We start from the raw sequence: 25,582 nt of genomic DNA, 5'->3' as shown, positions 1-25,582 counted from the left end.
AGCCGGCCGGAGCGGGCCTGGCTGTCTTGGTCCGTGTTTGGGGGGTGGGCCCGGCGGCTCACCGGGTCAGGCGTGGCGCTTCAGGGGGATGAGGCCGCGCTGGCATGGGCGATGCCGGGGGCATGGTGCGCTCCAGCGCCTGAAGGGCCCGGCGCTGGGCGGTCGACAGGATCACCGGCCCCTCAGCCTGCTCCTTGCGCACCAGCGCCGAGGCGGCAAAGCGCGTCACCTCGGCCCGGGCCTGTGCGCCAGCCGATGCCATATCGCGCGCGATCTTTTCCGTCAAAGCCGCCAGCACCAGCCGTCCATCACCGGACAGTGCGCGCTGCGCAACACGAAGTGCGGTTCGGGCGGCGGTCAGCTGTCGTCGGGTTGCTGCCGCGTCCGCTCCGTTCGCTGCCACAGGGCACGCCCCGGTGAGGCTGGTGCGCTCCGCCGCAACCGAACGGGAGGGCGGGGCGGTGGCATCCAAGGGGGGCGTCGCTGGTCGGGCGCTGGGCACCTCCTGCCTGGCCCCCATTGCCGGGGTCATCATCGCATCACCGGGCGCTGTGATCGGCGCCGGCGTCTGTGTGCCGCCCTCCACCGCCGCGTGTGCTGTCGCTGGCGCAGCGACGGTGTTGCTGGAGCGCGGGGCGGTGAACGGCATCTCGTTGGCCTTCATGATAAAGAGCTCCTCGGTGCAAGACACTGGGAAGGGCTGCAGCCCGGAACAGGGGGACGTCTCAACACGCCGCCTGCTCTCAACCGCCGTCGCCGCGTCCGGGCCGGCTGACGGTCGGCACCTTGTCCAGGATTGTGGCCACCGCCGCTTTGGCATCGGCCACTCCGCAGCCACTCAAATCCACCTCCGCGCCCAAGATGGCGGCGATCAATCCATCGGTTGAGGGCCCCTCTGACAGCGGCAGGGACGACGCGGGCGGTGTGGTGATGGCGGCTCCGGTGCGCGTGTCAGCGTCCACTCCACTGCCCTTGGAGGTCTCCGCCGGTGGTTTGCGCGCCGTGCGCCGGCGGACAGGGCGAGGCGCCTTTCCTGAGCCAGCACAGGGTGTGGAGCCTGAGGTGGCTGCGCCGTCCAGGGGCTCACCTTTGCCGTGATCCAGCCGCACAGGAATGTCGATCGGTGCCACCGGCGGCGGTGGGCGCAGCAAGGGCACAAAGACCGGATCGGTGTGGTAGCGGATGCGGCGCGCCCGGATCGGATGGAGCCCAGGGCGCAGGATGATGGCCTCGGTGGGTTTAAGACGCATGATTTCCTGCGGCAGCAGCAAGGCGCGGCGCTGGTCGGTTTCGGTCAGGCCAAGGCGGTCGCGGCGGAACAGGCGCCAGAAGCGCGGACCGCTGCGCGAGACGCCCGCAACCGTGGCATAGCCGAGCCGGGCGCTCAGCTCCTCGCTCAGCCGCAGGTCCTTGGTGCCAAACACCACCTCCAGCCCGCAATTCTCCAAGATGGCCTCGGCCTTGTCCGGGCCATAGAGCGCGCGGTCGCGCAGTTGGGCCTTGCTCTGCATGACCAGCATCAGCCGCATGTTGTAGCCGGCGATGTAGGCAAAGGCATCAGCCAGCACCGGCATCGGACCCAACAACGGAAATTCGTCCAGCAGCACCAGAACCTGGTGGCGGGCAGCGGCATCGTGCTGGGGCAGCGTGCGAGCGGTGAGGTCGATCAGCTGCTGGAAGAGCAGGGCCAGCAGGGGGCGCAGCCGGGCGATGTTGTCAGGAGAGACGCCGATATAAAGGGCGTGCAGCCGGGTGCGCAGCGCGCGCAGATCGAAATCGCTCGTCGAGGTGGCGGCGTCAATGCGCGGGTTGAACCACAAGGACAGACGCGCGGTGATCGTCTTGCGGATTGAATTCACCAGATCGGGCGAGCCTTTCAAATAATCCTCCAGTGCCTTTACCGTGGCCTCGGTGTAGGGACGGCCGGCATGGCGGCGGGCCTCGATGCGCGCCCCCATCGACGGCGCCGCGTCGGCGCTGGACAGCAGCCGCAGAACCTCGCCAAAGGTCAAAGGCAGCTCGGGCGTCTCCGCCAGAAATCCGGCTGCTCCGGTGAAGGCGGATCGGGCGGCGTCGGTCCAGAACTGCTGGTCTCCCGAGGCATGGGGGAACACCATCTGGGCGATGCGCTGGATGTCCTCGAAGGCGTCGATGGTGCCGCGCCGGACATAGGTAAAGGGATTGTAGCGGGCGGTGCATCCATCCGGTGCCAAGGGGTCGAAGAGAAACACGCACTGCCCGGCGGCAGCCCGGATGCCGGCAGACGCCGCCCAGTTTTCCTTCTTCACATCAAGACAAACCAGCGACGCTTCGTAGAGCAGGCAGTTGGGGATCACCAACCCGACCCCTTTGCCCGACCGTGTCGGGGCGTAGCAGGCGACATGCTCGGGTCCACCAAAGCGCAGATGGCGGCCCTGCCGGTCCTGGCCGACATACAGCCCGCCAAAGCCGGCGTAAAGCCCGGCTGCGGCCAGCTCGTGGCGGCGGGCCCAGCGCGTGTCCCCATAAAGCGGCTGTGCCCGCCCCCCTGGCCAGCCCTGGCGCGCAAACCGGCCCAACAACAGCAACACCGGCACGGCGCACGCCATGCTGGCGGCAGCGGTGAGCCAGGGGCCGACCACAGGGTGCCCGAGGCCATAGTGCAGCAGATATTGCCAGAACTGGATCAGCGGCACGGTGTCGGCGCTGAGCAGGTGGGTGCCGGCGAGGAAGATCAGCGACGCCAGCACCGACCAGGCCAGCCCCAGCAGGGCAAGCGCCACCACAACGCCAAGCGCCTTGGCCCCCACCGGCCAGTCGGACCAGCCCGTCATCGGACCATGTCCAAAGCTGGGGCAGATGGCAGGACAGACGCGCTGGGGTCGCCGGTACCCCGGTCAGCCGGCGGATCGAAATGCACCTCGGCAATGCCAAAACCTTCAGGGCCGCGCCGGCAATGGGCGATGACATCGACCCGCTGGCGCAGCAGGGCCTGCACATCGACATCGGCCAGATGCTGACCGGCCCCATGCTGCTTGACCATCAAGCGCAACGCATCGAAGGCGCCACGGGCGCTTGGCGCATGGCAGGTGGTGATGGCGCCCGGATGGCCGGCGGCGATGGCGCGCAGAAAGGTGAAGGCAGCCCCGTCACGCAGCTCCTGCATCAACACCCGGTCGGGACGCATGCGCAAGGCAGCCTCGATCAGGTCTTCAGCATCGACATGGGCGATGCCTTGGCCGCCCTTGCTGTAGAACAGCGCCACATGGTTGCGCTGGGGCAGATGGGTGAATTCCGGGGTGTCCTCGATGGTGACCAGCCGCTCAGTTCCGGGAATCGCGGCAATGAGCGCCTTGGCAAAGGTCGTCTTGCCCGATCCGGTGTCGCCGCTGGCGATCAGCGTCTTCTTCGCTTTGACCGCCAGCGGGAAAAACTGTTTCCAGTCGCGCTGGCGGTGCAGTGCCAGCAAGGCGGCATCGACGCTGGACCCGCGCACGCCGGCCCGCTCGGTGCTGGCGAACAGGCCGTCCGCCGCCAATCCCGAGATGGTCGGAACGATGCTCGAGGGCCGACGGATTGTCAGGCTGAGTGTTCCAGCGGCCACGGCCGGTGGCCGGCAAATTTGCACCCGCTGGCCATCCGGCAGCACCGAGGCGCACAACGGACGCTCCGGTCCGACATCCTGCTGGGTCAGCGCGGCGCACAAGGTGGCGATCGCCTCGAGCCGCTCGGCATCGAAGGCCGGCACCGCCTGCCAGTCCCAGCGCCCATGGCATTCGATGCCGATCTCGCCCGGTCGGTTGATGACGATGTCGGTGACGCCGTCATGGCCAAGCGGCCCGGCAATCGGCTCCAGCAGCCGGCGCAAGGTCGCCTCACCTGGCCGCCTCATGGCCCGCGCTCCAGAAAACCCGCTGGACCGGAAGGAGCGGCGGCCGGTTCGACCGTGTAGACGCCGGAGAAGTCGAGGTCACGGGCGACGAGAATGCTGACCAAGTCGCCTTGATTCTTGCGCACCGTCGGCGGAATGGCGATGCTGCCGCGCAGACTTTCGGCGATCACCGCCTGGGTTTGGCCGGTGTTGATGGTGGTCGTGCCCTCCTTCGCCGCTGCCGCCACCCCGGCCTGGATGACGCCCTCCACCGTCGACAGCAGCAACGCTCCACCGAAGCGCTGCCAGAAATGGCGGTCCACCGCACCATCAAGACCCGAACGCCCAAGCGGGTCGGTGGCTGGGCTGTCGAGCGCGATGACCACCCCTTGCGGGGTTTCCGCCCGCGTCCACACCACGAACAGGCGCTCAGCACCCTGCTGGACGCCGCCGCGGAACTGGCCGACCACGCGGGTGCCGCGGTCGAGCAGCGTCAGGCCGGTCTTGCCAAGCACGTCTTGCGGAACAAGGCAGCTCACCAAGCCCGGCAGGCTGGAGTCCATGGCCGTCTGCAGAATGCACGGGATCATCGTCCCGGCGGTCAACAGATAAGGCTGGTTGTGCAGAAGGCGGGCCGCCACCCCGGTGAGCGGGGTGGGGCGAAGGCGGGCAGCCAGATCATCGCCACCAGGCACACCGCCATCCCCCCCGTCGCCCTTGGCCGCCCCAAGGGCCTGCATCGGCGCCAGCGCTGCCGGTTGGTCGCTGTGGCTCCTTGTGGTGTAAACCAGCAGGCGGTCAGGTTGGCGTGGTTTGGCGGTGGTCGGGATCGCCCTGGTCGTCGGCGCTGGCGGCAGCGGAGGCGGGGCAGGCGTGAGCGGCAACACCACCGGCTCGAGCGGTGGCGGCGGCGGTGGTTCGTAGCGCACGGCCGCCCGCACAGCCGGCACCGGGCCGTCTTTGCTCCCGAGGTCCGGCTGTTCGGCGGTGAGCAGGATGACGCCGCAGGCCAGAATCGTGCCGGCGATGATGACACCGACCCCGGTGGCTTTGCGCACCCCGCGCTGGTGGCCGGCGACGTCGGAAACATGCCGTTCGCCTGGCACAGTGCCTGCGGCCGGCGGCGTGATGGGGTCGGGGGCGCTGTCGCTCATGGCCCCTCCTTAGCGCACGGTGCGGATGAGGTCGGGCGCTCCGGTGCCGGTGCCTGGCGTGTGGCCGGCTGGATCAAAGCCGCGGTTGAGGATGCGCAGCACCTCCTGACCATCGCGCAAGACAAAGCTGTGCGCGGTGGTCTGCACCACCACCCGGTCGCCGGCCATGGTGAAGGGAACGATGGTCTCGCTGCCGTCGGGAGCAGCGGCATAGATGGCAGGCAGGCGCTGGTTTCCAGGAAAGCGGAACGCCGTCTGGCGGCCGTTGTCGCTGACCTCGACCGGTTCGATGGCACGCGAGCCTTGTGCGACATAGCGCCAGTTGCGCGGTCCACCGGCCCAACTCTGGGCGAGCCGGTCCTGGACGGCGCGCTCGCGCATGGCTGCCTGGGCTCTCGCGTGGCGCGCCGCCCGCTCCTGGCGCTCGTCGGCCGGGTAGCGGAAGCGGACCGCGAACAGAGCGGCGCCCTCCCCCTGGCCCTCCGGGCTGGTGGCCACCAGCCGCAGCTGATAGGAGCGCGTGGTGCCGTCTGGGCGCTGTGTCACCACCTGCGCATTGGTTGGCGGGTGCAGCCCGGTCGGTTTCACGAACAGCATGGCCCCGGCCGGCTGAGCCAGCCAGGCCTCGGCGTCGCCAACGGCGACCTGGGTGATCTCTTCACCGGAAGCGAAGAGAATTTGGGTCGAACTGGTCGGACTGCCGACGATGCGCACCACGTTGAGCGGGTCGTAGGTGACGCTTGCCACCCGCGGGTCATCCCGCCCAGGCCGCGGTGCCTGCTCAGCCCGGGCAGTCCCAACCAGCACAAGGGCGAGCAGCGGCAAACCGGCAAGGCGGCGGGAACGATGCCAAGCACTCATCATGGTGTTACCTCCACATCCACCCGGTAGCTGGTGACGAGAAAACCCAGCGGGTTGACGTTGATGGCCGACGCGCTGAGCCTGCCGGGCGCGAAATCGAAGCCGACGGTTGCGACCAGCTGCTGGCGAGCGGGGGATCCGTCACGTTTGCGCTCGGCCTGAATGAAGCGCAGCTGAGCAAGCTTGGGGCCGAGAAAGCTGGTGGAAATCCAGCGGACCGATGCGCTGCCCTCGGGGCCGAGCAGCACCTGCGGGCTTGCCGGGTTGGAGCCGCGGAAGGCCGCGGCGTAGTCGGCCTGCACCTGGGGCGCCGACATCAGTGCCACCGCGTCGAAATTGGCCTGCGCCTCGGCGGCGCTGTAGCCTTGGCGCAGCCGGACATACTGCCACAAGAAATAGCGCTGCTGGGCCTCGCTCGCCTCCATCTGCCCGCCGCGGACGTCATAGACGCGCTCGACCACACCCGTTGCCTTGTCCACCCGGAACACCAGCGGCACCACGCTCTTGAGCGGTGCCAGGGCGGCCACCGCCAGCGTGCCCGCCAGTCCCACAACTGCCCCGGCCGCCCCGACGGCGAAACCAATCTTCGCCATTCGGCGGCTGCTCCGCAACCGATCGGCCTCATAGCTGGCGACCTGGGTGAAGTAAGCGGACACCAGGGCTGGATCGGCGCCGACCGGGCGGGCCTGGAAGGCGGCGGCCGGGGGCGCCGGACGGGCATCGATGGTCATTGGACCGTCTCCGCCGTCAGGGAGGCCGGCCAGGCGGAGGAGGACAGGCGCAGATCGGCATCGCTTGGGGTCCAACGGCCCGGGTTGAGCGGGCGCAACGGCCCCGACGCCTGGCCAAGCGGCGGGTGGTCGCTGCAGGCCGGCAGGGCGCACAACAGCAGGAGGGCCAGGGCTCGGATCATGGCGGTGCTCCGTATGAGGAAGGGGCGTGAGGCGGTGTGTCGCTCAAGGGGGAGCTGCCCGGTCCGACAGCGAGCCGGCTGGCGGCGGAGAGCGATGCCGGATGGCGGCCGGGCGGGTGCGCCCCCACGCCGCCGAACCGGCCATGTGCAGCGCGCCCAGTGCGCCGGAGCGGCCGACGCGCCGGGCGTGGCCATGACCATCAAGCTGCGGGTGACCGGGCGAGCCGAGGGCAGCCTGGGCGCTGCGCACCAAGGCTCCGGTGTGGAGGGCGAGCCCGCCGGACAAGGCGGCGGCAAGCGCTGGCAGCTGGAGCGCCACATAGGTGGCGACCGCGAAGAAGATCACCCCGGCGAGCAGGACCTGCAGCATCACCATAGGGTCAACCGAGCCCATCGCAGCAACGGTCCCCACCACTCTCTGTTCAACGGCCAGAACGATGAAGAGCAGGACGATGGTGGCGACCTGCAGGATGACGCAGCCGATCAGCGAACCGATCCAGCGTTCGAACACCGTGCGGGTGGCGGCGAACAGCGCCAGGGGCACCAGCAGTGGGCCAAGCGCGATGTAGAGCGCCAGCACCACCCGCGAGATCAGCCAGATGGCAAAGCAGAAGGCCGTCGACAGGATCGAGGCCGCCCAGAACAGCACGACGACCGCTTTCTCCGCGACGTCGCTCCAGCCGAGCGTGCGCCACACCTCCAATCCGGCACGCCATGCTCTTAGCCAAACCTCATCAAAGTTTTCTGCATTGATGATGTTTATGGAGCCTGATGAGGTTAAAGCCTCAGCCAGACCGCTCGGCAACGTGGTGAAGAAGAACTCATAGACAAAGCGCTGATAGGTGCCCGTTCCTGTGATGATCCACACCACCAGGGTCATCGCCAGCAGCCGGCCGATCAGGGTGGCGGCGGTGTCGGTGACCCGGCCCGACAGGATGGCCAGGCCGGTCAGCGCGACATGGAGCACCAGCGCCACCCGCAAAGGGGTCGCGACATAGGCCAGAAAGGCCTCCAGCACGTCGGCCACCGCGCCGACCAGCGGTGTTTCCACCTGGGTGACGATGTAGGCGAAAATCCGCCATTGGATGTCGTCCATCGTCGTTCACCGTCCGGCCTTGCCGGCCTCGATCAGCAGCGAGCGCCGGGCGGCGTCGCAATGGTCGAGCGTCGGGGTCCGCCGGCACATGATGAGTTGACTTTTCCGGGTTTCTGGAGAGCTGGACCAATATGCCGGATCATTCGGATCCATGGTGCCGGTGCGGGCGCGGGCCTGGCGCAGGGCGACCTCCACGCTTGCCTGCTGCGCATTGCGGCAGTCGGGGTCGCGCCCGAGCCGGCCGGGGTCGTCGAAACAGGCGAGTTGCACCTCGGCGCGGACCTGCGGGTGATCGGCGTACCAGCTCACACTGCGCGGCCGGGCGCCGCTGTCTTGCGCGGCGGCTGGGACGGGGATGCCGAGCGCCAGGGGCACAGCGGCAAGCAAGACGTACCGTTTGAAGAGCAGCGTCATCATCGTTCAGCCTCCCCGCGCCTTGGCTTGGGCAATCAATGCATCGATCGACTGCCGGCGCCGCTCCTGCTCGCGCTGGTCCTGGTTGCGCATCTGCGCCTGCTGCCACAGCACAAGCGCCTGGGCCTGGACTTGCTGGGCTTGGATGTAGGCCTGCTCCGCACCAATCCGGGCGGAGAGATCGGCGACGGCCTTGGCGTCGGCAGCGGAGGCAAGTTCCCCCTCCACCCCCCGCAGCGCGGTCACCCGGTCTGTGGCCGACTGGTAGAGCTCCCCCGCCATGGCTTGCGCGCCGGCGACACTGGTGGCGTTGCGCTGCATCTCCTGGGCCTGGAAGTCTGCGCCGTCGGGGGTGTAGACGCGGTTTTGCTCCCGATGCTCTCGAACGGTGGTGCCCAAGGATCCTGGCCCCAGCGAGGTGCCGGTCATCACCGATCCCAGCACGCTGCTCTGCGGCGGCAGCGCGTTGCGGAAGGCATCGATGTCAAGGCGCTGGCCAAGTGCGTTCAAAGATGGCGCTGGCGCGTGCGCGATCGCCTGGTAGGTCTGCTGGAGCTGCTGATACTGCTGCTGCATCATCTGCAGCTGCTGGGCCAGCTGTTGCACCTGCTCGATCGCCTGGGCCAGGTTGGAGGGGTCGATGACCGCCACCTGGGCCTGGGCGGCCGAAGGATGACGGGTCAAAATGGTGGCCGCGAGCGCCAGCACAACGGGCAACGCGTGTCTTGTCATGACGTGGTCTCCTTCATGCCGTGGCCGTGTGCCAAAGCTGGCGGAACGCCGGCAGCCAGGCGTCGGGAGCCGGCCCCCGTTCAGCGATCAGCCGTTCCATCAGCCGCACGGTGCCGGCACGGGCCGACAGCACGGCAACGAACTCGTCAAGCCCGCTCAGGTCGAGCTCACAACCGACGGATGCCGTGCCCTGTTTGAGCAAAAAGCGCCGCCCGCCCATGGTCAGATCCTCCCGCACTGCCTGGAACTCGGGCCCGGTCAATTTCAACCCCTCCCGGTAGTCGGCGGCATCGGCCCGTGGGTTCGGCATCAGGATTTGCGTTGGGCACTGCTCGATGATGGAGTGGGCGATCGGGCTTTTCAGGGCGTCGGCCGGTGATTGCGTGCCCAACACCACCAGCCCGTTGAGCTTGCGGATCGTCTTCAGCTTGTCGTTCACCAAATCGCGGAAGCCGGGGTCGAGCAGCGCTTTCCAGAATTCGTCGATCACCAGCATCAGCCGCCGGCCGTCGAGCAGGCGCTCGATGCGGTGGAAGAGGTAGGCCAGCACAGGCCCACGGGCGAGCGGGTCGTCAAGCAGGGCTGTCACATCAAAGCCGAGAAACGGGGCGTCGAGCGTCAGTGCGTCCGTGGCATTGTCGAGCACCCAGCCGAGCGCTGCCCCTGCGCACCAGCGCTCCAGCCGGGCTCCCGGTCCGGCCGGATCGGCCTGTCCAAGAAAAGCACGCAGCTCGCCCAGCGAGCGGGACTCGCGCGGCAGGGCCATCACGCAGCGCAAGCCGAGATCGAGCCGCCGCTCCTCCTCCGGCGGCAGCCCCTTGCCCGGCTCCGTCACCAATCCGGTGATCAGGCGCTTGAGGAAGACAAGATCACCGGGGGTGTTGGAGAGCGCCTTCAGTGGCGCCAACCCCGAGGCGGCGCCGGCCGGCAGCACCAGATACACACCACCAACCGCCCGCGCGAGGATCTCACCGCCACGGTCCTTGTCGACGAACACCACCTGCGCGCCCTGGCGTTCAGCCATCGCTGCAAGAAACAGCATCAGCGTCGTCTTACCGGAGCCGGCGGGGCCAGCGACGAAGACGTTGCCAAGATCGGTGACCGTTTCGGTCGGGGCATGGAGATGAAACCGGTAGGCGGTGCCCCCGCTGGTGCGGAACAGCGTCAGTGGGGCTCCCCAATGGCCGAGCGCGGAACCCGATGGGTAATTGTGCAAGCTCACCATCGCCGCCTGATTGCGGGAACTTACCGCTCCCGGCCGCGGGCGCAGCCGCATGTTGCCGGGCAACTGCGCCCAATAGGCCGCCTCCAGGGCCAAATCCTCGCGCGTCACCACCGCCCCACTCTCGGCCAGGTCGCGCCGGGCCCGGGCCGCCACCTCGCCAAGCGCGCGCAAACTGTCGGCGAAGGTGACCAGGCTCAGGTGATGGTCACCCATGACGAAGGCGTTGGAGGCGAGCAGATCGGCCGCCTCGCTCAATGCTGCGGTCTGGCTGGCCGCCTTGTCCTGGGCCGTGACCATCTGGTTCTGCTTGCGCGTCAGGATGGCTTGTGCCGCCTGTTTGTTCAAAAAGCCGAAGCTCTGGGTCAACACGCAGCGATAAGGAGCGGCCAGCACACTGTCGAACATGCCGGGCCAGGTGATGGCGGGGTATTCGCGCAAGCCGAAGGCGGCGGCATAGCTGGAGCCCCCAGGGCCGCGGATCTCGATGGCCTCCCGGCCGATGATGACGCGGTCGGTGTAGATTGCCCCGCCGAGATGGCCGTTGACCAACGGCACCGGCACAGGCTGACCAGTCAGCACCAAGCGCAACGCCTCGGCCGGCTCAGAGAACAAGATGCCGTTCGCCTCGCGCAAGCCCAGCCGGCGCGGGTGGTAGGCATCCAAATCCTGCAAGAGGGTGGCAACAACGGCCTCGAGCTGCTCAAGCCCGGCAGGGCTGGCGCTGCGGCGGCAATCGCCGCGCCGCCGCCGCAACAGCAGGTCGGCAATGCGGCGCTCGCCGGCCAGTGCCGGGCGCAGCAGCACCGACAGGAAAAGTGCGTTGCAAAAAAGACGATTGGCCTGCAGACGGGCCCGATAAGCGGCGTCGAGCGCCTGGGCAAACCCACTGATGCACGGGGTGTCGGGATAATCGGTGCCGTCGGTGGTCAGGCGCACCACATGGCTGGCCAGAACAAGACGGTCAGAGGCGATGTTGCGCAGCAGAAGGTTGCGCTGGGCATGGCGGCCAGTGATCTCCGCCGGGTCGGTCGTTTCAAACGCCAAGCCGTCCAGGCGGAGCATGGCAAGAAGCGAACCGTCATCGAGCAGCAGGGTCTCGGCGGCGGCATGCCCGAGATAGGGCATGTAGGTGTCCGGGGCGCGCTCCCGCGCGGCGTGGCTGGGCTTAAACATGGATGCGGACCTCCCGGGCATGGCGGGCGCGACCAGGGGGCAGCGGACTGATCGAGGAGCCGCCCCACAGCTCGCGATTGCGCGCGCGGGCCTTGGTGTCCGCCCATAGCCGCAGCACGCCGAACAGGTTGTGGTCATAGGCGATCACCATGCGGAGCGCGCCATGGAGCACCACACCAACCAGCAGATAGAGCGGGTTGCCCATCATCACGAAGACGATGGTCGTCGCCATGCCGTTGACGACGACCGCCTCCAGCGGCACACCGCGCCACATCGCCGGACGGGTGCAGGCCAAGAACAGCGGATCCTCACCCCCGGCCTCCGGTTCCATCGCCTATGCTCCGATGATCTGGTCGACGAGCCAGGCCGAGGAGAAGATCAGCATGACGCCGAGCAAAACGCCGCCCACCGTGCGCATGCTGAGCGCGCCCAACAGCGCCCCCACCCCGACAATGCAGATCGCCAGCACCGCCAGGAGGCGACCGGTCGTCCCGGTGATGATGTTGACCAGGTTTTGAAGAAAGGTGGTGATGTCGCCCCCACCGCCAGCCGCCTGGGCCAAAGCGGGATCGGCAGCCAGGGTGAGGGTGGCCGCCGCCAGGCTGGCCAGGATGAGGGAGCGGGCGCCAGGTCGGCAGGCCAAGGGGGAATGGCATCGTGGCGCCGCTGCAGGGGCGGCGGCAGGGATGGAGACGGGCCAGCGTGGCGAAGCAGAGGGCCGTGTGGCGTGAGGCGGCATGAGGGTGGGCATGATGGAAGCCTCTTACGGTCGGTGGCGGCGGGAGGAGGAAAAGACCAGCGCCGGAGTGGCGGCCGGAACGGAGTGGCCGCAGGACCGGCGCCGCCCCCGGTTTTGTGGCCGGCTTTTGTGCTTTGCCTCAGCGGGCTGCAGCGGTGCCGCCGGCGCCAGCGGGAGCGGGGAGGGGGGCGTAGGGCGTGGGTCACCCGGGCGCACCGTCAATGTGACCGGAGCAAGGGCACCGGGAGGTGCCCTGCCAGGAGCCGAAGCACCCGCGGCTGCAGCCCGTGCCCGCGCTTGACCATAAACATCCCAGCTGGGAGGGGAGGCCGGCGGCGCGCCGGTGTCGGCCACCGCAGGGGAGGAGGGCGGTGGCGCCGCCAGGCGCAGCGCCGGCACAACCTGCTCGGCTGAGGCTTGAACTTTGGTGACGTAGCCGTTGGCGAGGCCGCGGGTGGGCGAGCCGGTGTTGTAGCGGGATAGGGCGTGGCGGAGTGCATCTTGTTGGTCGCCACCCGCCCGTGGCCGGTAACCCTCGACCAGCACATCCGCGGCAAGCCGCAGGCTGGTGCAGGGGTCGAACGCCGCGGCGACCCCCACGCCGAGACGGCTCAGGGTGGCGCTGTTGATTTGCATCAGGCCCAGATCAAGCGAATGCCCCTGCGCAAGCAGAGCCGAGGCGGTCGCCACCGCCGCGGGAACAGTGGACGGCGTGTAGGAGCGACCCGTGTGATTGTCGCCAATCGCCAAGGAGTTGAAGCGGCTCTCGGTGCGGGCGACCGCCGCCAGAGTCTCAAGATGGACCGCCGGTCCGCAGTGGGCTGCGAGCGCGGCAAACAAAGCCAGGGGCAGCAGCATCGACCACCTCCGTCAAGGGCACAGCCGACCGTCGCAAGACGCGCGCAAGCCGCACGGTGCCCGGATTCGGCATAAAGGTGCAGGCGATGCCCGGCTGTGGCAGCCAGGCCAAGAGGCGCAAACAAGCACACGCTGACGGGCGCCAGCGGGGCAAGATCATGGATGTGAAGCCCCAAACGGTGGGGTCCGGGCACGCCACGGCGCGGTGGCGTTAAGGTGCGGGTCGCAGAGGGACTGCGATGCCGGTGGAAAAGCAGAGCGCCTTGACGCTCAGCCTCTCAAAAAGCCGGGGGCTCTGCAACCATGCAGTGCGCTCCATTGGATCATATTAAGGGTAAAATGGTGGCCTTTGGGATGAGACGTGCTGTGACGTCGTAGCTCCATCAGATAGGCGCCAGCGTGATAGTCGTAAAAACCAAAAACAAAAATTCGAATTATGAAATGTATCAAAACCATCATTGTGAGGTATCGGAAACAAAATCAGGAAAGTGAAATTCCTCAAAGGTCGACCATCTTGTCCGCTTCAGAGAGCTCTGGTCGAGTTGCAACGAAAGCCGTTCGCTCCTCATGCCAGCACTAAGGAAAGAGGCGGCGAATCCTCAAGATAATTGCGACAAGTCTGTAGACGATCTCTGGTCTGTGTGACGCCCTTTGTAAGGAATCGGAGTTCCAGGGCAAAGTTGTACTGAGACTGGGGGAATTTCAAGACTTGAAGGGGGCAGTGATGGTGTCATACTGTCAAAAGTTATAAATAATAAGGCAGGAGAGCCTAAGTGGAACCAGTTGGTACTAGAAACAATCAGATGGCAAAGCAACTCGCCGTCGACATCATATCTGCATATGTCGGCAATCATTCTGTGTCTCTTGAGCAGCTGCCAAAGCTTATCACCAGGGTGTATGAGACACTTATCAATTTTGGCCAGGAGCCAATTTCCAAGGTGGAGGAAAAGGAGGCAAGGGAGCCGGCAGTGCCGATCAAAAAGTCGGTGACGCCTGACTATATTATTTGCCTCGAAGACGGGAAAAAATTCAAGATGCTGAAGCGGCACTTGAGGAGCGTCTACGGCATGACTGCGCGTGAATATCGTGCCAAGTGGGGTCTGCCGCCGGACTATCCAATGGTTGCTCCCAACTATGCCAAAGCGCGATCATCCTTGGCGCTGCAAATTGGTCTGGGCCGCTCGAACGGTCGCGCGGCACGCATTGGCCGACCGAAAAAGCTGGCAGACTGACGGCTCTTGGCGGCGAGTTGGGCATGCAGATTGGCTCACCCAAGCTGACGGTGCATGCCCTGCCTGTGGATCGGTGTCCAACCACAGCCAGACGGATCAAAGACCCTTCTGTGAAGCGAGCCCCGGCATGGAGGCCGGTGGAAGGACATCGGGGGAAGCGGCTTCAGGCTTATCGCCTTGGCCAAATGCCGCACAATGCCAGAGTCCGAGCCAATCCGGGAGCCGGGGTGCCCCCGCCGCCCGACGATCAACCAATCCCCACTTCGGGGACAAGCCGTTGGGCGGTGAGGTCGTCCGAACACCGGGAGGCGTCCGTGAAACCGCCTGATACTCAAGCCCTTCTGGCTGCCTGAGGTCAGGCGAGCGTACCCAGCAAACACGCCGTCCCCATGCGGGGCTCTTGGCGAAAAATACGATGGCAGCGTAAGATAAAAGGTGGAGTGCCGACTGCGAGTGCAGAGGTGCAGAGCGCGAAAACAGTTTCTCTGGCTTTATAAGAATTTATTGGTGCTGATCATGGACAACGATAATTGGTCAGAAGAAATACTTTTGAGCGAAGATGAGGTTGCCGAGGCTTTGATCGCCAGCGCCAACCAGCTTCGTCTGGGCGATCTTGTGGGATGCGCGGTGGGAGGGCAGACCGGCTTTGATGTTGCTTTTCTCACGGCAAGCCAGCTGCTGCACGCATTTGAGGTCAAGGGAGGCCATCCGAGTTGGGGATGCTGCCAACAGTCTTTTGACAGTGGGTTTGCACGGCTGCCTCAAATCGCCTCTGGGCTGAGAAGCTTGCGGACGCTGGACAACAGAGTGGAGCACAACGTCAAACCCGATCTCGTCTCCTTGGCTGTTCCAGACACCGAGCATTTCAGGCGGCATTCTGGAGCGTTTGTTTATGCTTTTGACGTGCTCGGCTATGGACTTTATCTTGTTGGCCCAGGAGCAGTGGAGTGCATTCTGCCCCCACGGCAAATCGTCCCGGATTAGCCCGATGCCGAAGGCTTCGGTGTCTTCTCTCGCGTTTTGGACTTGCTGGGCTGGCCGGCGCTCATGCTTGCCGACGCATCGCTGGAACGGGTGGTCGGGGGCCTCATGCCGACACCCGGCCAAACGATGAGCACCTCAGCCAAAGCCCTGACGCGGCCCCGGTGTCCGGCCATCCCGGTGCGGATCAAGCCCGCTCTGCCCCTTTGGGAAGAGAATGTCCGGTGTGATCACGATGAACCAACAGGAGCAGACGATGACCATCTCCCCAGCCTTGGTCCAGGAGCAGCGCTGTCACCACCTTCATGGCCGTCGCACAACCATTGTGCTGGAAGCGGCGTTCTGGGGGGCGTTGGAGCAGGCGGCCGAGGAGCTTGGCATGACGGCATCCGCTCTTGTGGCCGAGATCTGCGCCGACGTGCCTGGGCGCAGCCAAGGCCAACGGTTCAACCAGGCGCTTCGCCTCTGGGTGGTGCAGTATTATCGCAAAGCGACCCCTGCCGTCTCTGATCATGCCTGACACCGGCGGTTTGGCTTGGGCTGCCGTGAGGCACACATCTCCTTTGCCGCTGTCAGAATCGCCATGGCCGCAAGAGTGGGCCGAACAGGCACGCCCCCGATGAAAGGAGTGGGCGCGATGCGGCCCCTGGACTGGATCCATCCTTTTCTGCCGAGCACCTTGCGCGGCAAGCTGCTCCTGGTTTCACTTGCCGTGGTGGTCCTGCCCATCGCGCTGACCGGCTATCTGCTGGAGCGGGAAGGGCGCCAGGCGCTGGTGCAGGAGAAGTCGGAGAAGCTCTTCGGCCTGACGCGCCTGCTGGATGCGCATCTCGGTCCCGGCTTCGATCCATTGCTGGCCGAGATGGGGATCGCGGCCGGCGACCGGGGCGCTGCCATCCAGACCCTGTCAGCGCGCCTGACTCCCTTCACCGACATGATCGCCGGGGCAAATCCGGGAGTAGGGGTCGGCTATTACAGCAAGGCGCTCAACGCCATCATCACCTATGGACCCAGCCGGGACTACAGCGCCACGGTCGGCACCAGCATTCCGCCCGAGCATCCGGGGTGGCATGTGTTGGAAAGCGGCAAGCAGGCGCTGGAGAGCGGTCGACAAGTGCGCGGCTTCATCTTGAACGCGATGCTGCCGATCGTCCGCGACGGCACCGTGATCGGCTACATCTGGGCCAATGAGTTTTCCGACGATGTTGAGCGGCAGGCGGCGGCGATGGACCGGGCCGTGCTGACGGTCAGCCTCGCAGGAATATTGCTCGGGCTTGCGCTGACACAGGTGCTGGCGCGCGGGGTCGGCCGCGACATCCGACAGATCATCGATGGCTTGCTTCGCATGCGCAACGACCTTGGCGACGCGATCCGACCGCCGCCGGGCGAGTTCGGCGCCATCGCGGTCGAAGTCAACGCCATGGCACGCGCCCTGCTGGATGCGAGGTCGCTGACCGAGAACATTCTGCACAGCATCGCCGATGGGGTGATCGCCGTCGATTGGGCCGGGCAGGTCACCGCCCTCAACCCGGCCGCCGAAGCGATGATCGGAGTGACCGCAACCGAGGTGATCGGCAAACCCTACGAGTCGCTTTTCAAGCCTGATGCCCGGTTCTCCAGCCCGTTGCTCGACACGCTGAAAACCGGTCGGCCGCATGTCGGCGTGACGTTGGAGTTCCCAGGCGGCAAGCAGACACTTCATCTCACCGTGTCGAGCAGCGTGCTGCGCGACAGCCACGGCGACGCGATCGGAGCGGTTGTCGTGCTGAGGGACCTGAGCGAGCAGCAGCGGCTCCGGACCCAGATCATGCGTGCCGACCGGCTGGCCGCGCTGGGTGAACTGGTCGCCGGCCTCGCCCATGAGGTGCGCAATCCTCTGACCTCGATCCGCGGTTTCATGCAGTTCCTTGAAAGCTCCGACGACGTTACGGAGTGGCAGCGCTATGCCCCACTGATCATCCGGCAGGTCGACAGCCTGAACCACCTCGTCACCGAATTGCTGGAATTCGGCCGGCCCCGACCGCCAGCGATTCGGCCCGTGCAGCTGAATGACCTGATCCGCGAAGTGTCGCTGCTCGCCGGGCGCAAATCCAACGCCCGCATCGCCCTCCAGCTTGCACCCGACCTGCCTCTGGTCGAAGCCGACGGCGAGGCGCTGAAGCAGGTCATGCTCAACCTGATCATCAACGCCATCCAGGCCACATCGGAAACCGGAGGCATCACCATTGCCACCACCGCCGCAGCGGTGCAGGACCGCCGTGAGGCCGTTGTCACGGTGGCTGACGACGGCGAGGGCATCGCACCGGAAAACCTCGACAAGGTGTTCGATCCCTTCTTCTCGACCAAACCCAACGGGACCGGACTGGGGCTGGCGATGGCCCACCGAATCGTCGATTCTCATCATGGGACCATCACCATCTCCAGCACGCCCCACTCCGGCACCACAGTGACCTTGCGGATTCCCGTCGTTCATAGTCAAACGGTTGAGGCATGACCCCCCAGTTCCCAGCTGCGCTGTCCGCGGCCGCCGTACCCCAGCCCCCCCAGGCGCCGGGTGTCCTGGTCGTGGATGACGACGAGGCGATCCGCCAGATGCTCGCCGCCGTCCTGTCGCGTGACGGCCTGTCCGTAACCACCGCCGCCGATGGGGAGGAAGCCGTCGCCGCCTTTGCCGCGCAACGCCATGCCGTGGTGCTGATGGACGTCCGCATGCCGCGAATGACGGGGTTGCAGGCCCTGGCGGAGATCCGGAAACTCGACCGGTCGGCGTCGGTCATCCTGATGACCGCCTTCGCCGAGGTCGGTTCGGCTGTCCAGGCGATCAAGGATGGCGCCTTCGACTATGTCATCAAACCGTTCGACATTGCGGAGATTCTGCTGCTGGTCGGCAGGGCGCTGCAGATGCGTCGGATGCGCGACGACATCGCAACCCTGCACCGCGAGCTGTCCAGCAGCTATCACACCGACCGCATCCTGACCGCCAGCCCACGCATGAGCGAGCTTCTTCAGACCATCGCCAAGGTGGCCAAGAGCAACGCGACCGTGCTGGTGACCGGCGAGAGCGGCACCGGCAAGGAGCTGGTGGCGGCGGCCATCCACTACAACAGCCCGCGCAACGCCGGGCCCTTCGTCAAGGTCAACTGCGCCGCGGTGCCGGAAGGGTTGCTGGAAAGCGAGTTCTTCGGCCACGAGAAGGGCGCCTTCACCGGCGCGCAGGCGCGCCGCCGCGGCCGCTTCGAGCAGGCCGAGCATGGCACCCTGTTCCTGGATGAGATCGGCGACATCTCTTCCAGCCTGCAGGTCAAGCTGTTGCGCGTCCTGCAGGAGCGCGAGTTCGAGCGGGTCGGTGGTGCGGAGCTGATGCGTACGGACGTGCGCGTCATCGTCGCCACCAACCGGAATCTGGAAGAGATGGTCCGCCAGGGGCTGTTCCGGCAGGATCTCTACTTCCGGCTGAATGTGGTGACCCTCAGGACCGTGCCGTTGCGCGAGCGGCCGGAGGATGTCCGCCTGCTCGCCAGCCATTTCCTGCAACGCTTCGCCACCGAGAACCAGATCGATGTCAGTGGCATCGATGAGCAGGCGATGGAGCGCCTGCTGGCCTACCGCTGGCCGGGCAACATCCGCGAGCTGTCCAATGCCATGGAGCGTGCCGTGGTGATGAGCACCGGCGCGATGATCGTCGCGGAGGATTTGCCGGAACAGATCGCCGGCCGTGCGGACGACGGCGATCCCGTGGCTGGAGACTCCGCTGCCGGAATTGAGGCCTCGGCGTCCGTTGCCGGCGGTGGTGCCCTGCGCGAACAGGTCAGCCGCTTCGAAGCGCGCGTGGTCGCCGAGGCGCTGGCCCGCAACGACGGCAACCGCATGAAGACCGCGCTGGAGCTTGGGATCAGCCGTCGTTCGCTGCTCTACAAGCTGCAGGAATACGGCATTTCCTGAGCAGGGTAGGGGGCCGTCATCGCTGCGCAAAATTTTGCGCAGCACGCACAAAGTTGCGCACCCGACGGCGCCGGCCGTTGACGATTCCGCCCGCTGCCTGACCTGTTCCGTGGCCGGAGGCCTTGGTTTTCGCGCTGTCCGCTATGGCCCCGCAGGCTGGCACATCCATTGCAAATATGTGGGTATGCCGGTCGGCCCCGACCATCCCATGCAACGGCATGGGTGTCGCAGGCCCTCCGATCGCAGCGCTATGAAACCAAGAATGAGCGCGCGGTTCGTCTTTCCGGTCCGGCTTCGGACCGGGGACGGGCTCCGCGCCCGCGGGGTCGCGGCGGGCATGCCCTGCTGCGCCCCGACGTCCAAGGGAGACGTCGAATGAGTAAAGTGCGGAAGTTGGAAGAGACCGTCGCCATGATTCCCGATGGTGCGGTGCTGATGATCGGGGGATTCATGGGGGTTGGAACGCCACCCCACCTGATCGACGAATTGCTGCGCCAGAACAAGCGCGGCCTGACGGTGATCGCCAACGACACCGCCCGCCCGGCGGTGGGCATCGGCCGGCTGATTGCCGCCAAGGCGGTGCGCAAGGTGATCGCCAGCCACATCGGCACCAATCCGGAGACCCAGCGCCAGATGATCGCCGGCGAGACCGAGGTGGAACTGGTGCCGCAGGGCACGCTGGCCGAGCGGGTGCGGGCCGGCGGCTTCGGCCTCGGCGGCGTGCTGACCCCCACCGGCGTCGGTACGGTGGTGGAGGACGGCAAGCAGCGCATCGAGCTGGACGGAACCGTCTATCTGCTGGAGAAGGCGCTGAAGGCCGATTTCGCCCTGATCGCCGCCAAGCGGGCCGATTACCTGGGGAATCTCGAATACGCGCTGACCGCGCGCAACTTCAACCCGCTGATGGCGATGGCCGCCGAAACGGTGATCGTCGAAGCCGAGGATATCGTGCCGGTGGGCGTCATTCCGCCCGACAGCGTCGTCACCCCGAATGTGCTGGTCGACTGCCTGGTCGCCAAGGAGCATCGCCATGGATGAGAAAACCCTGATCGCCAAGCGCGTCGCGCTGGAGCTGCGGCCGGGCAACCTGGTGAATCTCGGCATCGGCCTGCCCACCATGGTCGCCGCCCATCTGCCGGCCGGCGTCAACGTCTTCTTCCAGTCGGAGAACGGCATCATCGGCATGGCGCCGGTGCCCGAGCCGGGGGCGGAGAACGAGGATCTGAGCGACGCCGGCGGCAGCCCGATCGGCGCCGTGCCCGGAGCCGCGTCGTTCGACAGCGCGACGTCCTTCGGGCTGATCCGTGGCGGGCATCTGGACGTGACCGTGTTGGGCGGCCTGCAGATCGACGAGGAGGGCCGGCTCGCCAACTGGATGGTGCCCGGCAAGATGGTGCCCGGCATGGGCGGTGCGATGGATCTGGTCTCCGGCGCCAAGCGGGTGATCGTCGCCATGCAGCACAGCGCCAAGGGCACGCCGAAGATCGTCAAACGCTGCGAACTGCCGCTGACTTCGGTGCGGCGCGTCGACCTGATCGTCACCGAACTGGCGGTGATCGAGCCGACGGACAAGGGGCTGGTGCTGCGGGAGATCGCGCCCGGCGTCACGGTCGCCGACGTGCTGGCCCAGACCGGCGCCGAGCTGATCGTCCCGTCCGTCGTGCCGACCATGCCGGTCGGCGCCTGACCGTCCTTCTTTCTTGAGCATGGGAAGGTCCCTTCCCCGCGCCACCCGGCTGTCGTGCCCGGCGGCGCGGGAACGGCCCCCCTTGTGCCGGAGACCCGCCATGAGCGTCACCACAGCCCCCCCGCCGGCGCCGGACGTCAGCGCCCGCTTCAACCCGATCACGCCGATTTCCCGCGCGCTGACCTGGCTGGTCAGCCGCTATCTGCCTGACCCGCTGATCTTCGCCATCATCCTGACCGTGCTGACCTTCGGCTTCGCCTTGTGGCTGACGCCGAGCGGGCCGGTCGATCTGGTGCGCATGTGGGGCAACGGCTTCTGGAACCTGCTGGCCTTCTCGATGCAGATGGCGCTGGTGCTGGTCACCGGCCATGCGCTCGCCAGTTCCGAACCGGTGCGCAACGTCATGGGCCGGGTGGCCTCCATCGCCAAGACGCCGACCCAGGGCGTCATGCTGGTCTGCTTCGCCGCCGCCGTCACCAACGTCATCAACTGGGGCTTCGGCCTCGTCGTCGGCGCCATGTTCGCCCGCGAGGTGGCGCGCCGCGTTCCGAGTTCCGACTACCGGCTGCTGATCGCGTCCGCCTATATCGGCTTCATGACCTGGCATGGCGGCTTCTCGGCATCGGTTCCGCTGGTTGCCGCCACCAAAGGCAACCCGATGGAGAAGACCGTCGGCCTGATCCCGATCGCCGACACCATCTTCACCACCTACAACATCGGCATCACGCTGGCGCTGATCGTCGTCCTGCCGCTGGTCTGCCGGATGATGCACCCGAAGCCGCATGAGGTGGTGGCGGTCGACCCGGCCCTGCTGAAGCCGGAGCCCTCGACCAAGCGCGTGCTCGGCCCCGACGCCAGCCCGGCGGAAAAGCTGGAAGAGAGCCGCGTTCTCGGCTTCGTCGTCGCGGCCCTGGGCATCGCTTACCTGTTCCTGCACTTCCAGGCCAAGGGTTTCGACCTGAACATCAACACGGTCAACCTGATCATGCTGGTGGCCGGCCTGATCCTGCACGGCACGCCGATGGCCTATGCCCGCGCCGTCGCCAACGCCGCCCGCGGCACCGCCGGTATCATGGTGCAGTTCCCCTTCTATGCCGGCATCCAGATCATGATGGAGCATTCCGGCCTGGGCGGTCTGATCACCAACCTGTTCGTCGACATCGCCAACAAGGAGACCTTCCCGGTCCTCGCCTTCCTGTCGTCCGGCCTGATCAACTTCGCCGTCCCGTCGGGCGGCGGCCACTGGGTGGTGCAGGGCCCCTTCATCATGCCGGCGGCCCAGCAGCTCGGCGTTGATCTCGGCAAGGCGGCCATGGCCATCGCCTATGGCGAGGAATGGATGAACATGGCCCAGCCCTTCTGGGCGCTGCCGGCGCTCGCCATTGCCGGGCTGGGGGTGCGCGACATCATGGGCTACTGCGCAACGGCTCTGGTCATCACGCTGCCCATCTTCCTGATCGGCCTCTATTTCTGAACCTTTGCGACCAACCGGCCGCCGCGATCCTGAACGGGCGCGGCGGCCTTCCATCCTGCAAGAAACCTTGTTCCGGAGGAGTCCTCCATGACCGAGATCGTCATCGCCAGCGCGGTCCGCACCGCCATCGGCAACTTCAACGGCGCGCTGGCGCCCGTCCCCGCCCATGAGCTTGGCGCCGCCGTGATCCGCGAGGCGCTGTCGCGCGCCCACACCGACGCCGCCGAGGTGACCGAGGTGATCCTGGGCCAGGTGCTGACCGCCGGCCAGGGCCAGAACCCCGCCCGCCAAGCCGCGGTCAAGGCCGGCATCCCCGTCGAGAAAACCGCCTTCGGCATCAATCAGGTCTGCGGGTCCGGCCTGCGCTCGGTGGCGCTCGGGTATCAGGCGATCCGCTGCGGCGACGCCGAGGTGATGGTGGTCGGCGGCCAGGAGAACATGAGCCTGTCGCCCCACCTGATGCATCTGCGCAACGGCACCAAGATGGGCGCCGCCGAGATGCTCGACAGCATGATCAAGGACGGGCTGTGGGAGGCCTTCCACGGCTATCACATGGGCACCACCGCGGAGAATGTCGCGCGCGCCTGGAACCTGACCCGCGAGCAGCAGGACCAGTTCGCTCTGGCCTCACAGCAGAAGGCGGAGGCGGCGCAGAAGGCCGGCCGGTTCACCGGCGAGATCGTGCCGGTGACCATCAAGGGCCGCAAGGGCGACACCATCGTCGACAATGACGAATATCCCAAGCACGGCACCACGCTGGAGGCGCTGGCCAAGCTGCGCCCGGCCTTCGCCAAGGACGGCACGGTGACCGCCGGCAATGCCTCCGGCCTCAATGACGGGGCGGCGGCGTTGGTGCTGATGACGGCGGAGAACGCCGCCCGCCGCGGGGTGACGCCGCTGGCGCGCATCGCCTCCTGGGCGACGGCCGGCGTCGATCCCAGCATCATGGGCACCGGGCCGATCCCGGCCTCGAAGCTGGCTCTGCAGAAGGCCGGCTGGTCGGTGGACGATCTCGACCTGATCGAGGCCAACGAAGCCTTCGCGGCGCAGGCGCTGGCGGTCAATGCCGGGATGGGCTGGGACGAGGGCCGGGTGAACGTCAATGGCGGCGCCATCGCGCTCGGCCATCCCATCGGCGCGTCGGGTGCGCGCATCCTCGTCAGCCTGCTGCATGAGATGGCACGGCGCGATGCTGGAAAAGGGCTTGCCACCTTGTGCATCGGTGGCGGCATGGGGGTGGCTCTCTGCGTCGAGCGCGGCTGACGCTACCCCGGCAGTGCCGTCTTTGACCTCAGGCCAGAGACGGCACTGCGACCCTAGGCAGTTTAATGGACAGCAGGGCTTGGTGCAGATCGGGGAGGGTGCCGGGATCCTGCGCAAATGTGGTTGCCGACCGTGCGGGGGCGCTGACCACAGCCTTGCGGGCGGCAGGCCAGTTCGACCCTGTCGTTTTGAAGCGCATGCCGGTTCAAAGAAGAGGATGTCTTGACCATGCGGTTGTCGGAGCTGCCGTTACGGTGGCGCATTGGATTTCTCGCCTCGCTGTCGATCATCGCCGCCGGTTTGGTGGCGGCGATCGGTGGCCACTTCGTCAATCAAGCGCTGGTCGAACAGCGCATGAACAGCGTCCGCTTCATCGCGCAAAGCGGCAACAGCATCGCCGCGCGCTTTTACACGTTGGCGCAGGACGGCGTCATGAGCGAGGAGGAGGCCAAGGAACGCGCCCGGACGGCAATCGGCGCGATCCGTTATGCCGATGGCGAATATCTTTGGATTTGGACCTCGCAGATCGTCAGCGTCATGCACGCCAACGCTGGCCTGATTGGCAAGAGCGGGGCGGAGATCCGGGACCGCAACGGCGTCTACGTCATCCGCGAGGCCGTGCGCGGAGCTCTGGCGCCGGTGCCGGAATTCGTGTCTTACGAATGGCCGCGCCCCAGCGACCCGCAGGGGCCGACGTACGAGAAGCTTGCCTATTCTGTGCATTTCAAGCCGTGGGATTGGGTGATTGGCACAGGCGTCTACACCGATGACCTGCGTTCGGCCTTCTTTGGCATGATGACGGTGTTCGGGCTGGTGGTGGCTGGACTGTCTTGTTTGGCACTGCTGTTGGGCTGGGCGGTCGCCCGCAGCGTGACGCGACCGCTGTCGCGCGTGCATGATGTGATGCTGCGGCTGGCCGCACATGATCTGGACGCCGAGGTGCCGGAACGCGGCCGACACGACGAGATCGGTGGCATGGCCCGCACCCTTGAGGTCTTCAAGTCGAACATCCTGCGCAACCACCAGATGGAACAGGAGGGTCGTGCCGCGGCCGCTCAGGCGGCAGCGGACAAGCGGGCCGCGGTCCTCGAGCTGGCAACCCGCTTTGAGAGCAGGGTCGGGCCTATCGTCGATCAGGTTGGCCACTCAGCCAACGCCTTTCAAGCAACCGCCTCTCACGTCTCCCAGGCGGTCGAGAGGGTTGAGCGCGAATGCACCCTTGTGGCGTCTGCTTCGGAACAGGCGTCTGTCAATGTCCAGACGGTCGCGTCCGCTGCCGAGGAAATGTCGACGGCAATCCGCGATCTGTCGGGGCGCGTGGCACAGGCAGCCCAGCAGTCGAAGGTGACGGCCGAGCGGGCCGAGCAGGCCCGAACCCACCTGGATGCGCTGTCCACCGCCATCGAGCAGGTGGACCAGGTCGTGGCATCGATCAATGCCGTGGCGTCGCAGACCAACCTGCTGGCGCTGAACGCCACCATCGAAGCGGCACGGGCCGGCGAGGCTGGCAAAGGCTTTGCCGTGGTGGCGAGCGAGGTCAAGAATTTGGCGAGCCAGACCCACGCCATGACCGAACAGATCGGTCAGCAAATCAGCACGGTGAAAGCCGCATCCGACCGGACGGTGGAGGCGATGCGTGGCATCATCGGCCAAGTCGAGCACATCGACCACTCAACTGCCGACATGGCGACCTCGGTCGAGCAGCAAAGTGCCGCCACCGCGGAGATCAGCCGCAATGCACAGCAGGCGGCGATCGGCACCACCGAAGTCTCACGCAACGTCGTCGATATTCAGCGGGCCGAGCGCGAAACTGGGATTGCAACCCAGCAGGTCAAGCGGTCGGCCGAAACGCTGGCGGATCAGGCGAGTGTGCTGAAACAGGAGCTCGACGCATTCCTGGCCGAAATCCGCGCCGCTTGAGCAGAAAACCGCCTTGACCCGGAGTGCAGCGCCGCACGCTCCGGCGTTCAGGCCGGAGATCGGCGCGG

24 protein-coding genes are annotated in these 25,582 nt (G+C 66.5%); 10 read left to right on the top strand and 14 right to left on the bottom strand.

The genetic code is table 11. The features are described 5' to 3' along the window. Positions 1–58: 58 nt before the first annotated feature. From M5E06_RS32715 to M5E06_RS32650, 14 genes are all read right to left on the bottom strand, one after another. Positions 59–664 carry a hypothetical protein gene (locus tag M5E06_RS32715; protein ID WP_252141815.1) on the bottom strand — a complete coding sequence of 202 codons (606 nt, stop codon included), beginning with the start codon at positions 662–664 and terminating at the stop codon, positions 59–61. Positions 665–743: 79 nt separating this feature from the next. Beyond that, on the bottom strand, positions 744–2,762 hold the full coding sequence (locus M5E06_RS32710; protein ID WP_252141814.1) for a type IV secretory system conjugative DNA transfer family protein: 2,019 nt from the start codon (positions 2,760–2,762) through the stop codon (positions 744–746). A gap of 47 nt (positions 2,763–2,809) precedes the next feature. Continuing rightward, positions 2,810–3,871: a P-type DNA transfer ATPase VirB11 gene (gene virB11, locus M5E06_RS32705; RefSeq protein ID WP_252141813.1), complete on the bottom strand. Its 1,062-nt coding sequence runs from the start codon at positions 3,869–3,871 to the stop codon at positions 2,810–2,812. Next, entirely contained in the window at positions 3,868–5,004 is a 1,137-nt protein-coding gene (gene virB10 / locus M5E06_RS32700; RefSeq protein WP_252141812.1) for a type IV secretion system protein VirB10, read from the bottom strand. The genes virB11 and virB10 overlap by 4 nt, the downstream gene beginning before the upstream one ends. Positions 5,005–5,013: 9 nt before the next feature. Continuing rightward, a complete protein-coding gene (locus M5E06_RS32695; RefSeq protein ID WP_252141811.1) occupies positions 5,014–5,751 on the bottom strand; it encodes a TrbG/VirB9 family P-type conjugative transfer protein in 738 nt (245 codons plus the stop codon). Positions 5,752–5,864: 113 nt separating this feature from the next. Further along, positions 5,865–6,596: a VirB8 family type IV secretion system protein gene (locus M5E06_RS32690; protein ID WP_252141810.1), complete on the bottom strand. Its 732-nt coding sequence runs from the start codon at positions 6,594–6,596 to the stop codon at positions 5,865–5,867. Then, positions 6,593–6,778 carry a hypothetical protein gene (locus tag M5E06_RS32685; RefSeq protein WP_252141809.1) on the bottom strand — a complete coding sequence of 62 codons (186 nt, stop codon included), beginning with the start codon at positions 6,776–6,778 and terminating at the stop codon, positions 6,593–6,595. The genes M5E06_RS32690 and M5E06_RS32685 overlap by 4 nt, the downstream gene beginning before the upstream one ends. Before the next feature lie 43 nt (positions 6,779–6,821). After that, entirely contained in the window at positions 6,822–7,874 is a 1,053-nt protein-coding gene (locus tag M5E06_RS32680; protein WP_252141808.1) for a TrbL/VirB6 family protein, read from the bottom strand. 6 nt (positions 7,875–7,880) lie between these two features. Continuing rightward, the gene (locus tag M5E06_RS32675) at positions 7,881–8,291 is read right to left on the bottom strand and encodes an EexN family lipoprotein (RefSeq protein WP_252141807.1); all 411 of its coding nucleotides are present in this window, start codon (positions 8,289–8,291) and stop codon (positions 7,881–7,883) included. A 3-nt stretch (positions 8,292–8,294) separates the two neighbouring features. Beyond that, entirely contained in the window at positions 8,295–9,020 is a 726-nt protein-coding gene (locus M5E06_RS32670; protein WP_252141806.1) for a type IV secretion system protein, read from the bottom strand. A 13-nt stretch (positions 9,021–9,033) separates the two neighbouring features. Then, entirely contained in the window at positions 9,034–11,418 is a 2,385-nt protein-coding gene (locus M5E06_RS32665; protein WP_286209084.1) for a VirB4 family type IV secretion/conjugal transfer ATPase, read from the bottom strand. Continuing rightward, positions 11,411–11,749, bottom strand: coding sequence for a VirB3 family type IV secretion system protein (locus M5E06_RS32660; RefSeq protein ID WP_252141805.1), 339 nt, complete (start codon positions 11,747–11,749; stop codon positions 11,411–11,413). Before M5E06_RS32660 ends, M5E06_RS32665 begins: the two co-directional genes overlap by 8 nt. Positions 11,750–11,752: 3 nt before the next feature. Beyond that, positions 11,753–12,061 (bottom strand): TrbC/VirB2 family protein, encoded by a 309-nt coding sequence (locus M5E06_RS32655; protein ID WP_252141804.1) that lies wholly within the window; start codon positions 12,059–12,061, stop codon positions 11,753–11,755. Positions 12,062–12,181: 120 nt separating this feature from the next. Continuing rightward, complete coding sequence (locus tag M5E06_RS32650) at positions 12,182–13,015, bottom strand: lytic transglycosylase domain-containing protein (protein ID WP_252141803.1); 834 nt, start codon at positions 13,013–13,015, stop codon at positions 12,182–12,184. A gap of 803 nt (positions 13,016–13,818) precedes the next feature. On the opposite strand from M5E06_RS32650, the gene M5E06_RS32645 reads away from it, so the two are divergent. The 10 genes from M5E06_RS32645 (at position 13,819) to M5E06_RS32600 (ending at position 25,514) form a co-directional block, all read left to right on the top strand. Then, the gene (locus tag M5E06_RS32645; RefSeq protein ID WP_252141802.1) at positions 13,819–14,247 is read left to right on the top strand and encodes a Ros/MucR family transcriptional regulator; all 429 of its coding nucleotides are present in this window, start codon (positions 13,819–13,821) and stop codon (positions 14,245–14,247) included. A 516-nt stretch (positions 14,248–14,763) separates the two neighbouring features. Continuing rightward, a complete protein-coding gene (locus M5E06_RS32640; RefSeq protein WP_252141801.1) occupies positions 14,764–15,231 on the top strand; it encodes a hypothetical protein in 468 nt (155 codons plus the stop codon). Positions 15,232–15,445: 214 nt separating this feature from the next. After that, the gene (locus M5E06_RS32635; RefSeq protein WP_252141800.1) at positions 15,446–15,748 is read left to right on the top strand and encodes a ribbon-helix-helix domain-containing protein; all 303 of its coding nucleotides are present in this window, start codon (positions 15,446–15,448) and stop codon (positions 15,746–15,748) included. Between the two features lie 15 nt (positions 15,749–15,763). Continuing rightward, positions 15,764–17,722, top strand: a complete 1,959-nt coding sequence (atoS, locus tag M5E06_RS32630; protein ID WP_252141799.1) for a two-component system sensor histidine kinase AtoS — start codon at positions 15,764–15,766, stop codon at positions 17,720–17,722. Next, complete coding sequence (gene atoC / locus M5E06_RS32625) at positions 17,719–19,170, top strand: acetoacetate metabolism transcriptional regulator AtoC (RefSeq protein ID WP_252141798.1); 1,452 nt, start codon at positions 17,719–17,721, stop codon at positions 19,168–19,170. Before atoS ends, atoC begins: the two co-directional genes overlap by 4 nt. A gap of 375 nt (positions 19,171–19,545) precedes the next feature. Continuing rightward, the gene (locus M5E06_RS32620; RefSeq protein ID WP_252141797.1) at positions 19,546–20,208 is read left to right on the top strand and encodes a CoA transferase subunit A; all 663 of its coding nucleotides are present in this window, start codon (positions 19,546–19,548) and stop codon (positions 20,206–20,208) included. Further along, entirely contained in the window at positions 20,201–20,857 is a 657-nt protein-coding gene (locus M5E06_RS32615) for a 3-oxoacid CoA-transferase subunit B (protein WP_252141796.1), read from the top strand. Before M5E06_RS32620 ends, M5E06_RS32615 begins: the two co-directional genes overlap by 8 nt. 100 nt (positions 20,858–20,957) lie before the next feature. Further along, positions 20,958–22,331, top strand: coding sequence for a TIGR00366 family protein (locus M5E06_RS32610; RefSeq protein WP_252141795.1), 1,374 nt, complete (start codon positions 20,958–20,960; stop codon positions 22,329–22,331). An 87-nt stretch (positions 22,332–22,418) separates the two neighbouring features. Then, positions 22,419–23,594 (top strand): acetyl-CoA C-acetyltransferase, encoded by a 1,176-nt coding sequence (locus tag M5E06_RS32605; RefSeq protein ID WP_252141794.1) that lies wholly within the window; start codon positions 22,419–22,421, stop codon positions 23,592–23,594. 228 nt (positions 23,595–23,822) lie between these two features. After that, a complete protein-coding gene (locus M5E06_RS32600) occupies positions 23,823–25,514 on the top strand; it encodes a methyl-accepting chemotaxis protein (protein WP_252141793.1) in 1,692 nt (563 codons plus the stop codon). Positions 25,515–25,582 lie beyond the last annotated feature (68 nt).

This window comes from Azospirillum sp. A1-3 (assembly GCF_023806445.1).
Lineage (GTDB): Bacteria > Pseudomonadota > Alphaproteobacteria > Azospirillales > Azospirillaceae > Azospirillum.
Note: the sequence above shows the minus strand (reverse complement) of the source record. Positions and strands in the feature narration are given on the sequence as shown.